Annotated in this window: 11 protein-coding genes; 5 read left to right on the forward strand and 6 right to left on the reverse strand. The window is 52.0% G+C overall.

Annotated features, from left to right (window positions below):
- Positions 1-13: 13 nt before the first annotated feature.
- From yidC to rpmH, 4 genes are read right to left on the reverse strand one after another with little or no spacing between them, the layout of a single operon-like run.
- Positions 14-1,717: a membrane protein insertase YidC gene (yidC, locus tag A3OI_RS0105520; RefSeq protein WP_026224021.1), complete on the reverse strand. Its 1,704-nt coding sequence runs from the start codon at positions 1,715-1,717 to the stop codon at positions 14-16.
- 4 nt (positions 1,718-1,721) lie between these two features.
- Positions 1,722-1,985 carry a membrane protein insertion efficiency factor YidD gene (yidD, locus tag A3OI_RS21705; protein WP_081622888.1) on the reverse strand — a complete coding sequence of 88 codons (264 nt, stop codon included), beginning with the start codon at positions 1,983-1,985 and terminating at the stop codon, positions 1,722-1,724.
- Positions 1,985-2,401, reverse strand: a complete 417-nt coding sequence (gene rnpA / locus A3OI_RS0105525) for a ribonuclease P protein component (protein ID WP_018403316.1) — start codon at positions 2,399-2,401, stop codon at positions 1,985-1,987. Before rnpA ends, yidD begins: the two co-directional genes overlap by 1 nt.
- Positions 2,402-2,416: 15 nt before the next feature.
- Entirely contained in the window at positions 2,417-2,551 is a 135-nt protein-coding gene (gene rpmH / locus A3OI_RS0105530; RefSeq protein ID WP_026224022.1) for a 50S ribosomal protein L34, read from the reverse strand.
- Between the two features lie 713 nt (positions 2,552-3,264).
- Here rpmH and dnaA point away from each other — a divergent pair.
- The 5 genes from dnaA (at position 3,265) to gyrB (ending at position 10,990) form a co-directional block, all read left to right on the forward strand.
- Entirely contained in the window at positions 3,265-4,704 is a 1,440-nt protein-coding gene (dnaA, locus tag A3OI_RS0105535) for a chromosomal replication initiator protein DnaA (protein WP_018403318.1), read from the forward strand.
- Between the two features lie 71 nt (positions 4,705-4,775).
- Complete coding sequence (gene dnaN / locus A3OI_RS0105540; protein ID WP_018403319.1) at positions 4,776-5,879, forward strand: DNA polymerase III subunit beta; 1,104 nt, start codon at positions 4,776-4,778, stop codon at positions 5,877-5,879.
- Between the two features lie 110 nt (positions 5,880-5,989).
- Positions 5,990-7,264 (forward strand): ABC1 kinase family protein, encoded by a 1,275-nt coding sequence (locus A3OI_RS0105545; protein WP_018403320.1) that lies wholly within the window; start codon positions 5,990-5,992, stop codon positions 7,262-7,264.
- Between the two features lie 23 nt (positions 7,265-7,287).
- Positions 7,288-8,523, forward strand: coding sequence for a DNA replication/repair protein RecF (gene recF, locus A3OI_RS0105550; protein WP_018403321.1), 1,236 nt, complete (start codon positions 7,288-7,290; stop codon positions 8,521-8,523).
- 52 nt (positions 8,524-8,575) lie between these two features.
- Positions 8,576-10,990 carry a DNA topoisomerase (ATP-hydrolyzing) subunit B gene (gene gyrB, locus A3OI_RS0105555; RefSeq protein ID WP_018403322.1) on the forward strand — a complete coding sequence of 805 codons (2,415 nt, stop codon included), beginning with the start codon at positions 8,576-8,578 and terminating at the stop codon, positions 10,988-10,990.
- A gap of 73 nt (positions 10,991-11,063) precedes the next feature.
- On the opposite strand, the gene A3OI_RS0105560 is transcribed toward gyrB, so the two are convergent.
- Together A3OI_RS0105560 and gabT are read right to left on the reverse strand one after the other, a co-directional pair.
- Positions 11,064-11,786 carry a VC0807 family protein gene (locus A3OI_RS0105560; RefSeq protein WP_018403323.1) on the reverse strand — a complete coding sequence of 241 codons (723 nt, stop codon included), beginning with the start codon at positions 11,784-11,786 and terminating at the stop codon, positions 11,064-11,066.
- A gap of 191 nt (positions 11,787-11,977) precedes the next feature.
- Entirely contained in the window at positions 11,978-13,255 is a 1,278-nt protein-coding gene (gene gabT, locus A3OI_RS0105565) for a 4-aminobutyrate--2-oxoglutarate transaminase (RefSeq protein ID WP_018403324.1), read from the reverse strand.
- Between the last annotated feature and the right edge of the window lie 60 nt (positions 13,256-13,315).

A 13,315-nucleotide genomic window follows, 5' to 3' on the forward strand; every position in this document is an offset into this window, starting at 1 on the left:
CTGATTGGACTCTTTAGTGCTTTTTTCCCGCCATTTGGGCTTCAATCTTGCGAGTAATGTACCACTGCTGACTGATAGACAGAACGTTGTTCACGACCCAGTACAGTACCAGACCTGCCGGGAACCACAGGAAGAAGATGGTGAATACGACCGGCATCAACTTCATGATTTTCGCCTGCATGGGGTCTGGCGGCGTGGGGTTCAGGTGCATCTGCAACATCATGCTGGCACCCATGATAATCGGCAGAATGAAGTACGGGTCCATCACCGACAAATCGTGAATCCACAGCGCGAAAGGTGCGTGGCGCAGTTGCACGCTTTCAAACAGAACCCAGTACAGGGAAATAAACACTGGCATTTGGACCACTATGGGCAAACAGCCGCCCAACGGGTTGATTTTCTCACGCTTGTACAGCGCCATCATTTCTGTCGACATACGCTGGCGGTCATCACCGTACAGTTCTTTCATACGGGCTAACTTAGGCGCTACGGCCCGCATTCGTGCCATAGAGCGGTAACTGGTTGCTGAAAGATGGAAGAACAGGCTTTTAACCAACACGGTCAGCAGTATGATCGATACACCCCAGTTACCGATGATGCCGTGAAACCAGTTCAGCACAACAAACAATGGAAGTGAGATGAAGAACAGCCAGCCAAAGTCCACGGTACGGTCCAGGTTTGGAGCCACCGTTTCCAGCCGATCAATAATTTTTGGACCAACGTAGGCCGATGCGCCTACTTCCACGGTTGTACCAGCGGGTACGCTAGTTGCCGGATACACAAAACCCATAACGGCCAAAGGGCCGCGGCGGGTGGTTTGGAACTGGGCCTGTTGGTCTGGCTCTGGTATCCAGGCTGCCAGGAAATAGTGCTGTAGAAACGCCATCCAGCCGTTGGTGACAGACTGGTTGATCGGTTTGTCTTTAAGATCGTCAAAGTCATACTTTTCATACGGATCTTCAGGCGTGCTGACGACTAATCCCAAGTAAGCTTTGATACCCATGCTGTTCTGGGACGTTGGATCACCGGCCTGGTCACGCACAATTTTGCCGGTAAAGTTCGCTTGCCACTCACTTTCTGACTGGTTATCGATCAAATAGCGAATATCGATCTGGTAGTCATCGCGGTTGAAAGTGAAGCGTTTGATGATATTTACGCCGCTGTCAGTGGTGTAGTTTAAATCCACTGCAAGCTGATTTTTGCCTTCCGCCATCTGGTAGCTATTCTGGGTGGAGCTGTACACCGGTGCATCGCCATTGCGGCTGTTATCCGGGCCATCGCGACCTATTAATCCGCTTTCCAGCACGTATAGCCTGTTTTGGGTATTCGACAGCAGTTTCAATGGCTCGTTGCCGTTCAGTTCTCTGTCATATTGCAGAAGGGAGCTGCTGACGAGATTACCGCTGACTCGGTCTATGGTGATATCAAGCACATCGGTTATGACGTGAACGTACTGATTGCTGACGTTGCCGGCGTTATTTGTACTGCTTAGTGACGTTCCGCTTTCCGGTGTGGCGAACTCATCGGAGCTGCCGGCGTTGGCGTCGGCAGCTTCAGGCAACGTCATAGTGTCGCTGTTGCCAGCGGCAGAAAAGTCCGCCGGCTCGCTGTTTTGAGCAACTGGCACAGGCTGGTGATAGTCCTCGTTCCAGGCGAGTACCATCAAATAACTGACAATTGCCAGGCCGGCAAAAAGTACGATGCGTTTGATATCCATAAATTTACTGTCTGGGTTCGTGAGTTGTTGGAACTTGATGGCGCTTGGCAGAACAGGTATCCGGAACCGGATCATAACCGGAACTCCCCCATGGATGACACCGCAGCAATCGTTTTAGCGCGAGCAAAGAGCCTTTAGCGGCGCCGTGCTGGGTAATAGCTTGGGCAGCGTAATCTGAACAGGTGGGGTAATAACGGCAACGGCTGGGTAGCATCGGACTTAGACAATACTGGTAAAAACGAATGGGCAGTAGCAAAAGCTGGCGCATTATTCCGTTCCTTTTGCTTTACCTGGTGGTATCGAGGCTACGGATGCCGGGGTAGATTGCAGTTTGCTGTATTTGCGTTCCAATCGCTGCCAGAGATCCAGCAGGGCCAGGTTGACCTGATTGTTATCTAACTGGGCTAAGCCCTGACGGCCAAGAACAATGATGTCCAGCGCCGGGAGTTGCTGTTTCAACCTGAATGTTTCACGAATTCGGCGTTTAACACGGTTGCGCTGAACAGCCAGCTTCAGGTTCTTTTTTGCAAATATAAGACCGATTCTGGCATGTCCCAGAGAATTGGGCGTTGCCAGAATCAGAAAATTCCGGTGCGGAATTTTCAGTTGCACGTCATCGAAGACTTTGCCGTAATCAGCCGGTTTGAGCAGGCGATGTGATTTCGGAAAGTTCAAAGCCTTCATGAGGCAGACCAAAATTTACGCAGACAGACGTGCGCGACCTTTTGCACGACGGCGAGCCAGAACTTTACGGCCGTTTGCAGTGGCCATACGGGCACGAAAGCCGTGAACGCGCTTACGCTTCAGTACGCTTGGTTGAAACGTTCTTTTCATGGGAATGATCTCACAATTCTGGATTAGGAATTCAGTCTGTGGTTGGAAAATGAACAACCAAAACAGGAGCGGCATTCTATGCAAATCCCGGTGGGAATTCAACGCTAATAAAAGGGTTGTTTTTATGGACACTGGAATAAGCTCAACGGGCTCGGCCAATTGCCTTTTTCAGCGGGTGCTTCGTTCGAGCAAAAAACCTGAAAACACGTTTAGCTAACTGTAGTAATTGTTCTTTTATAATTCTCTTTAAAGATTGAATACTACTGTTATTACGTAGGCCTTTTTCTGTGGATAAGCGATTTAAAACGATATAAATCATGGAGGTGTCCAGTTGGCGAAGGTGATGATAAGTGCCAGTGGGGGCTGTGGATAAGGGTGATATGAATTGTGGATAACTTAAGACCGAGAATATAGGGTTAGTTATGCACCGTGCGTACTCAGGTTTTCCACAGGGGTTAGTGGTGGATGTACACACACCTCTGTGCGTAACTTTTGTGCTTTTTATTTTCTGTACACAAGGCTGTCAGTAAGTCTATAAGACTATGAAACACATTGTTATTTTTTTCCACAGGCTGTTTATGAATTGCTTCGAGTGCTTTTACTGATGGCCTCGGCAGGGTAGAATCGCGAGTTCTCTTCAAAGGCCGGTGGTGCAAGAATCGCAAGGCCTCAGAAAAACGCAGTGTTTTGTTATCAGGTGGTGCCGATACGGTATGTGGCAGCAATGTCTTGAAGTACTCCGGGACGAGTTTCCGGCACAGCAGTTCAACACCTGGTTGCGACCTTTGCAGCCAGATTTGCTCGATGGCCAATTGGTTCTTTTTGCTCCGAACCGATTTGTAATGGACTGGGTGAATGAAAAATACCTTCGCCGTATCGAAGAAATACTGAAAGAGCTGAACGGTGGCCACGCCCCCAGAGTGGGTATAAAGGTGGGTTCTGCGCCCAAAGCCGGTGATTCAGAGCGCCCCGAGCCGACAGCAACCAATACCAGGCCGGTGATAAAAAACGATCGCGGTGAATCGGTAAGCCAGCAGATCAGGCCGGCAGCGCCCGTAACTGCGCCAGCAGCTTCGCGTCCAAGAACATCTGGTACCCGGCCCGGTGCTCAGGTTGAAGGTGATACAAAGCACCAGGGCTTCCTGAACGAGACATTCACATTTCAGACCTTCATTGAGGGCAAGTCCAACCAGTTGGCCCGCGCTGCGTCTATGCAGGTCGCAGAAAACCCTGGCGGTGCCTATAACCCACTATTTTTATACGGCGGCGTTGGTCTGGGTAAAACCCACTTGATGCACGCGGTGGGCAATGAAATTGTGCGTCGCAATCCGAATGCGAAGGTCGCCTATCTTCGTTCAGAACGCTTTGTGGCGGACATGGTAAAAGCACTGCAGCTGAACGCCATCAACGAATTTAAACGTTATTACCGCTCGGTAGACGCTCTGCTGATTGATGACATTCAGTTTTTTGCCCGGAAAGAGCGCTCCCAGGAAGAATTTTTTCACACCTTTAACGCGTTGCTTGAGGGTGGCCAGCAGGTCATTGTGACCAGTGACCGATTCCCGAAAGAAATTGTGGATCTGGAAGAACGACTGAAATCCCGCTTTGGCTGGGGTCTGACGGTGATGGTTGAGCCGCCGGAGCTGGAAACCCGGGTGGCGATCCTGATGAAAAAAGCCGAGCAGGTGAACGTAAAGCTCAGCAGCGAAGCGGCTTTTTTTATTGCTCAGAAAATTCGTTCGAACGTGCGCGAACTGGAAGGGGCTTTACGCCTGGTAATTGCCAACGCTCACTTTACGGGCTCGGAAATCACGCCGCCGTTTATTCGCGAAAGTCTGAAAGATTTGCTGGCACTGCATGAAAAACAGGTCAGTATTGATAACATTCAACGCACGGTTGCGGAATATTACAAAATCAAAGTGGCGGATCTGCATTCCAAGCGCCGCACACGTAATGTGACCCGTCCGCGCCAAGTGGCTATGTCACTGTCGAAAGAGCTGACGAATCACAGTTTGCCGGAGATTGGCGGTGCTTTTGGTGGCCGAGACCACACCACAGTGCTTCACGCCTGCAAAAAAATCGTAGAATTGCAGGAGAGTGACCCGGGTATTCGAGAAGACTACCAGAACTTTATGCGACTATTGACCAGTTGACAGCTGCGCTACTGCGTTCTGTCTGCCGGCTTTGAACCCTGACAAATTTCACCAAAAGAATGTTGAGTGCCATGAAACTGACGATCAGCCGTGAATCCCTGCTCACCCCGCTGCAAAGCATTGCCGGCGTGGTTGAAAAGAAACAGACCATGCCGGTGCTCTCCAACGTGTTGCTGGTAGCCGAGGACAACACCCTGACCCTGACCGGCACTAATATGGAAGTGGAGCTAGTAGCGCGCATCACTCCGGTTCATATAGATCAGCCTGGGCGTATAACGGTGCCGGCACGCAAGCTTGCGGACATTTGCCGCGCGCTGGGTGAGGAATCGCCCATCGAGCTGGACCAGCAGGGCGACCGCCTGCGTCTGCGCTGTGGCAAAAGCCACTTCACCCTGGCGACCTTGCCGGCCGAGCATTTTCCCAATGTGGAAGACGAAGCTGAGAGTTTCCGTTTGGAGCTGCCGCAAAAAGAGCTGCGGCGTATGTTCGATAGCACCGCGTTTGCCATGGCTCAGCAGGATGTTCGTTATTACTTGAACGGTTTGCTGTTGGAAGTTGCGGCAGATCACGTTCGTACCGTAGCCACCGATGGTCACCGCCTGGCGATGGCCCATCAGGATGTTGAAACCGGTTGCCCAGAGGCGCGTCAGGTGATCGTGCCGCGTAAAGGCGTGCTAGAGCTTGCGCGCTTACTGGATGACGTGGACACACCGGTCACCCTGGTGATTGGCGATAATCACTTGCGCGCAACCGTGGGCAGTTATACGTTCACGTCCAAGCTGATTGAGGGAAAATTCCCCGATTACAACCGGGTTATCCCCCGCGGGGGCGACAAAGTAGTGTTGGCCGATCGCATTACCCTGAAGAATACTCTGCAGCGGGCAGGTATTCTGTCTCATGAAAATATTCGCGGTGTGCGTTTAAATCTGGCCGCCAATGAACTCCAGGTGTTTGCCAATAACCCGGACCAGGAACAGGCGGAAGACGCGTTGCCGGTAGATTATCAGGGTGAAACCCTGCAAATCGGCTTCAATGTCGGCTATCTGATAGACGTCATGAACGCGTTGGATGATGACCAGGTAAAGGTCACTTTGTCGAACCCTAATAGCAGCGCGTTAATCGAATCCCAGACGGATGCTCGTTGCCTCTATGTGGTTATGCCAATGCGTTTGTAGGTTGCCGCGGCACCCCACAAACAGCCGGCGCGAGCACCCCGCGTATAGTCGGTGTATGCAACTCACGGATAAAAAGTTCTGAAAGGTTTTAATAACAGGAGTTCCGGGGCATGGTCACACGTTTAAAAGACGGTATAAAAGGTGCTTTTCGTATTGGTCAGACCATGAGCGTGCTCGGGCGTATTGGGTTTAACTGGGTGCGCGGTGACCGCCCCCCTGCTCCGCGTTTGTTGCGGCAGACCTTTGAGTCCCTTGGTGCCACCTATATAAAGCTGGGGCAATTCATTGCCAGCTCACCGACCTTTTTTCCGAAAGAGTATGTGGAAGAGTTTCAGGGTTGCCTGGATAGCACCCCAAGCCTGCCGTATCGGGTGATCCGCAAAATCATTGAGGAAGAATTGGGCCGTCCGGTGGAAGAGGTGTTCACAGATATAGATCCGGTAGCCTTGGCCTCGGCATCCATCGCCCAGGTGCATGTCGCGAGGTTGATCAGCGGCGAAGAAGTGGTTATCAAGGTGCAAAAGCCCGGCGTGCGCAATATTCTGCTCACGGACCTGAACTTTTTGTACGTATCTGCCCGAATCCTTGAAACTTTAGCTCCAAAGCTGTCGTGGACATCGTTATCCGATATTGTTGATGAAATTCAGCGCACGATGATGGAAGAGTGCGATTTTATCAAGGAAGCCAATAACCTTGAGGTTTTCAGGCAGTTTCTACACGACACTCATAACACCGACGCCACCGTGCCCAAGGTGTATGAGCAGTGTAGCTCCCGCCGCATTTTAATAATGGAACGTTTTTACGGTGTTCCTTTGACCGATCTGGACAGTATTCGCGGATACACAAACAATCCGGAAGGAACCCTGATTACTGCCATGAACACCTGGTTTTCCAGCCTTACGCAATGCGATTTTTTTCACGCCGATGTACACGCCGGTAATCTGATGGTGTTGCGCGACGGTCGGGTTGGGTTTATCGACTTCGGGATAGTTGGGCGAATTTCGCCCGACACCTGGCAGGCGGTGAACGATTTTATTCAGACTGTGCTGGTGGGCAATTTCGACGGCATGGCCGATGCAATGATCCGCATTGGGGTTACTCGACACACGGTTGAAGCCAGTTTGCTTGCTAATGATTTGCGCACGCTTTACTCTAAGATGGATCAGATGGTGCCAGATACCGTTGCTTACACGGCGGACCGGGCCGAAGACGACGTAAATCATCTGCTGATGGATATGGTCAAAGTAGGGGAAAGCCATGGGCTGCACTTCCCGCGGGAATTTGCGTTGCTGTTGAAGCAATTTTTGTATTTTGACCGTTACGTACACATATTGGCGCCGGAAATGGACATGTTCATGGACGACCGCTTAAAGATGTTGCACTAGGGGCTTTGGCCCTTAGTTTTTTTATGGCACTGATTACACTGCAAACCGAACACTTCCGTAACTTGGCGGCAAAGCCTGTCACCTTCTCCCCCGCTTTTAATCTGATATACGGCGCTAACGGCAGTGGTAAAACCAGTTTGCTGGAAGCCATCGGCTACCTGGGCCTGGGCCGCTCGTTTCGCGTCAGTCGCCACCAGGCTGTCGTTCAACATCAACAGCAGCGATTTACGGTGTTTGGCGGCCTGGATGCCGGCACTCTTAATTGTAGTGGTTCCAATTCTGGCGCGTTCAATTCTGGCGCTCCAAATCCTGATACGGGTAACTCCGATGCTCGCAACTCTTGTATTCCGAATTCTGAACTAAAGACGGCACCTGAAGCAGGGGCCTCAAGCTATGCGCATCGCTTGGGTATTTCCAGAGATGTCGGCCTTAAGGAGACAGTTCTAAGAGTAGACGGTGAAGCCGTGCGCAGTCTGTCGGCGTTGGCGCGACATCTCCCGGTATTGGTGATCGACCCGGGAGTATTTGATATTGTGGCCGGCGGCCCCGGTAAGCGACGGCAGTTCTTGGATTGGTCAGTGTTCCACGTGGAACCTTCTTTTGGCGGCGCCTGGCAGCAATGTCAGCGAGTAATATCACAGCGGAACCAAACGCTGAGAAATGGTAGAATAGATGAATCGTTGATGAGGGCCTGGGATGCCCAGTACGACCTGTTAAGCAATCGAGTGACGGATGCCCGTCTTGCAGCGTTTGCCCTGTTTAAAGAGGCCTTCTGGTTGCTTCTCGGGGAAACCGATGCAGCCTGGGCGAATCAACTAAAACTGGAGTTTTATCCCGGTTGGGACCATACCCAACGGTTGTCGGAAGTGCTGGTGAGTCATCGGGATCAAGAACGTCGAATGGGCCACACTTTGTATGGGCCCAATCGAGCTGACATTCGTCTAAAAATACAAGGCTGGCCGGTGGCGGAAATACTGTCCCGCGGTCAGCAAAAAACATTGGTTATTTTGATGAAGATTGCCCAAGGCATGGTTTTACGGCCGTTGGGAAAGCAGGTCACGTTTTTACTGGACGACATAAACGCCGAACTCGATAGTCGACATCGGCAAATGTTGGCCGAAAAATTACGATTGCTGCAGTGTCAGGTGCTCATCACCTCCATCGAACAGCAGACGCCCGACACCTTATGGCCGGGTACAACAACGCCCGATTTCAGAATGTTCCACGTGGAACATGGTCAGGTAACGGAAGAACATTAGCTGGCCGCATTTTTTAATCACGCTGCGGCCATCAGCCTTCAGGAGTTTTTTAATGAGTGAATCAGCCTACAATTCCTCCAGTATCAAAGTACTGAAAGGCCTGGACGCCGTGCGCAAGCGGCCTGGCATGTACATCGGCGATACGGACGACGGCACTGGCCTGCACCACATGGTGTTCGAACTGGTAGACAACTCCATTGACGAAGCGCTAGCCGGCCACTGCACAGAAATCGGAATTCGTATCCATCCTGACGAATCTGTCAGCGTGCACGACAATGGTCGCGGCATTCCAGTTGATCTGCACGAAGGCGAAGGCATTTCTGCTGCCGAAGTTATCATGACCGTACTTCACGCTGGCGGTAAGTTTGACGACAACACCTATAAAGTGTCGGGTGGTCTTCACGGTGTGGGCGTGTCGGTTGTTAATGCCCTATCGTCGGTGTTGACGTTAACCATTCGTCGCAGCGGCAAAGTATACGAGCAGACTTATAACCACGGTGTTCCGGCGGCGCCTTTGCACGAGGTTGGCAGCACTGACGCCAGCGGCACCAAGGTACACTTCATTCCTTCAGAAGCTACGTTCACCAACATCAAGTTTCACTACGAAATTCTGGCAAAACGGGTTCGGGAACTGGCGTTTTTGAACAGCGGTGTACGCATTCGCCTGACCGATGAGCGCAGTGGAAAAGAAGAACTCTTTGAATATGAGGGTGGTTTGAGGGCGTTTGTAGAACACCTGAACACCAACAAAACCCCTATCAATCGGGTGTTCTATTTTACCCAACAGCGTGAAGACGGTATTGAAGTGGAAGTGGCTATGCAGTGGAACGATGCCTTCCAGGAAAATATCTACTGTTTTACCAATAATATTCCACAGCGTGACGGCGGTACGCACCTCGTTGGGTTTCGCACGGCGCTGACTCGTTCTTTGAACAGCTACATTGAGCACGAAGGCTTGGGTAAGAAGGCCAAAGTAAGCACTTCCGGCGACGACGCTCGCGAAGGTCTGACGGCTATCATCAGTGTGAAAGTACCAGACCCAAAGTTTTCTTCCCAGACCAAAGACAAGTTGGTTTCCTCCGAGGTGAAAACTGCTGTAGAACAGGAGCTCTATCAGAGCTTTACAGCTTATCTTCAGGAGCAGCCCAGTGAAGCGCGGCTAATCGTCAACAAGATGATTGAGGCCGCCCGTGCCCGCGAAGCAGCGCGTAAAGCCCGGGACATGACCCGCCGTAAAGGCGCTCTGGATATTGCCGGTCTTCCCGGCAAACTGGCCGACTGTCAGGAAAAAGATCCCGCTCTTTCCGAATTGTTTATAGTGGAGGGTGATTCCGCGGGCGGTAGCGCAAAGCAGGGTAGGGAACGGCGAAACCAGGCGATTTTGCCGCTGAAGGGTAAAATCCTGAATGTTGAAAAAGCCCGATTTGACAAGATGCTGTCATCAGCAGAAGTCGGTAACCTGATTACGGCTCTGGGCTGTGGCATTGGGCGCGAAGAGTTTAACGTTGAAAAACTGCGTTATCATTCCATTATCATCATGACTGACGCCGACGTAGATGGTTCGCACATCCGCACCCTGCTGCTGACCTTCCTGTTCCGTCAAATGCGTGAAGTGATTGAGCGAGGCCACGTGTTCATTGCCATGCCACCGCTTTACAAAGTAAAGCGTGGCAAGCAAGAGCAGTATCTAAAGGATGAAAATGCCCGCGAGAGCTATTTGACCCAGACCGCATTGGAAGGCGCGCAGCTGTTCGTTAACGCCGATGCGCCTGCCATCAAGGATTCTGCTCTGGAAACCATGGTGAAGGACTATCAAGCCGTGATGGCCATGATTGACCGCCTGTCACGGGCTTACCCGTCTAAGGTGCTGGCGCAGATGCTGCACAATAACACCCTCACATCGGAACAGCTGAAAGACGAAGCAGCCGTTGCAAGCTGGGTAGGTCGCTTGGGTAATAACCTGGAACTGGATACCCGCACTGGCACCAAATACGTGTTCTCGGTACATCACGATACCGAGCGCGATCTGTATCTGCCAATGGTAACCGTGCATTTGCACGGCATGGCCCACGAGCACGTTTTTAGCCATACGTTCTTTGAGGCGCCGTCTTACAAAGCCATCGCCCGCCTGGGTGAAACCCTGGACGCTCTGGTTGAAGAAGGAGCTTACGTCCAGCGTGGTGAGCGTAAGCAGGCTGTTTTGTCGTTTGAAGGCGCCCTTGCCTGGCTGATGAAAGAAGCTCAGCGCGGCCTGACCCTTCAGCGTTATAAAGGTCTGGGCGAGATGAACCCGGAACAGCTGTGGGAAACCACCATGGACCCGGAATCCCGCCGTATGATGAAAGTGACCATTGCAGACGCTTTCGCCGCTGACCAGATGTTCACCACGTTGATGGGCGACGATGTTGAGCCGCGCCGTAACTTCATTCAGACACACGCTTTGGAAGTGACCAACCTGGATATCTGATCTTTCTAAAATTCGGGATAAAAAAACGGCGAAGATTTACATCTTCGCCGTTTTTTTATACTTGAAATTTACTTTATTTATCAGCTAGATGAGAAGCCATTACCTGTTCTAACTTATAACCCGTCAAGCGGCTGATGGTGCGCCACAAATACCAGAAAATAAGCATCATCATCACCATAGAAGGAATGGCAATCATCGGATAGCTGACCAGCGTCATTCTCCCCAGTTCCTCGTTGAACGCTTGGGTGCCGGCGTCACTGGTCACAATCCAGCGTGCAAGCACGTAGTTCATGATGGATGAGAACAGAAAAGTAGCGGCAAAAAAGTAGCTGGCGTTCAGCAACCGGGCTTCAAATTCTGCGACTTTGCCCTTCTCTGCCAACGTTTGGTGAATCTTATCCACGTCCAGCACGTTGGGGTTGTACAGCAAGGTGCGCACCAGTGGGTAACGGGTGCGTGTAGACACCAGCACTGCCAGACCAATCACCGCAGGCACCGCGGCTTCTTTGATGGCCAGCCAGCCGGCGTCCAGTTCCAGCAAGCCAATGCCGCCGGTGAGGGTCACACTGATTATCCCCAACAGGGCGATAAAGTTCTTTTTTCCATAGCGAATTAATTCAAACAGACCCCAGCCCAGGGGAAACGCCAGGCCAACAATCAGCGCATTTACGCTGCCCAGGTATTCATCGCCGCTGAACTTCATCAGAATAACGGAAGGGATAACAATACTGACCAGCAGGTCTATCCAGGGCCTGGGTTTGTGATCGGATACAGATGCAGTATTCGGTGACGTCATGATTCTGCCTGGTTAATGAAACGGCGACGAGGCTGGCAAAGTTACGCGAGCCTCACTGGGCACAGTATACGAGAAATAAGGGCACCTGGGTAAATACGCCGAGCCTGGCACGGTCGATTCAATTTCTGGTGACTAACAGACACAAAAAAGCCGGGCACTTTGCCCGGCTTATCAGAGTAAGCGAGTGCGGATTAGGCGCCAGCTTCTTTCAAACACTGCTCCAAAATGGCCAAACCTTCTTCCAGTACCTCGTCTTCGATGGTAACCGGCATCAGAAAACGTAGCGTGTTGCCGTACAAACCACAGCCAAGCAAAATCAACCCTTTGGCTTTGGCAAGTTTGGTAATAGCTCCGACCAGCTCTGGCATGGGTTTGTGGGTATCTTTACTTTCTACCAATTCAAACGCGGCCATGGAACCCAGGGTACGCACGTTGTCAACGTGGGCAAACTGCTCCTGCCACTGGCTGAAGCGTTGGTTCAGTTTTTCGCCCAGGCGCTGGCTTTTGCCCAGAATATCCTCGGTCTCGAATACTTCAAACACCGCTAGCGCAGCTGCACAGGCAGTGGGGCTGCCGGCGTAGGTGCCGCCCAAAGAGTTGGGACCACACGAGTCCATGATTTTGTCGGTGCCCACAATGGCAGAAATTGGCATACCGTCGGCCATGCTCTTGGCCATGGTCATCATGTCTGGTTCAACGCCTGTGTGCTCAATTGCAAACATCTTGCCGGTACGGCCAAACCCGCTTTGTACTTCATCCACAATCAACACGATGCCGTTGTCATCGCAGATTGTGCGCAGGGCTTTCATAAAGCTGGTAGGTGCCGGGTAGAAGCCGCCCTCGCCCAATACGGGTTCAATAACAATGGCGGCGGTGTTGCGGGCCGGTGAGTCCGCTTTCATGGTCATGGCCAGGCCACGCAGCGCTTCGTCTTCGCTGACGCCGTGATAGGGCACTGGATAGGGAGCCCGGTACACCATGCCCGGCATGGGGCCGAAGTCGGTCTGGTAAGGAGCCGCTTTGCCGTTCATTGCCATGGTCATGAAGGTGCGGCCGTGATAGCCGCCATCGAAACAAATCACGTTAGTGCGACCGGTCGCTGCGCGGGCAATCTTCACCGCGTTTTCCAGGGCTTCGGCTCCGGAATTGGCCAGCATAACTTTGGCGTGGCCGCGAACAGGTACCACGTCGCTGAGTTTCTGCGCCAGCCGCACATAGCCCTCGTAGGGCATGACCGTCTGGCAAGTGTGCATTAGTTTGTCCAGCTGGGCTTTTATTGCTTCCACCACTTTCGGATGGCGGTGGCCGATGTTCAGCACGCCAATACCGCCGGCGAAGTCGATCATGCGTTTGCCGTCTGCATCCCACAGCTCGGCGTTGGTGGCATGGTCTGCAAACTGCTCGTTGGGGCTTGCGGCTCCGGCGGCTACGTAACGTTCTTTAAGTGCTTGAAGTTCTTTGTTACTCACGTTGCTGTTCTCCCTGAGTGGGTATATTTGGACGAACCTGGATTAAATTTGGTTCGATTT

It is taken from the genome of Marinobacter gelidimuriae, from assembly GCF_000372805.1.
Lineage (GTDB): Bacteria > Pseudomonadota > Gammaproteobacteria > Pseudomonadales > Oleiphilaceae > Marinobacter > Marinobacter gelidimuriae.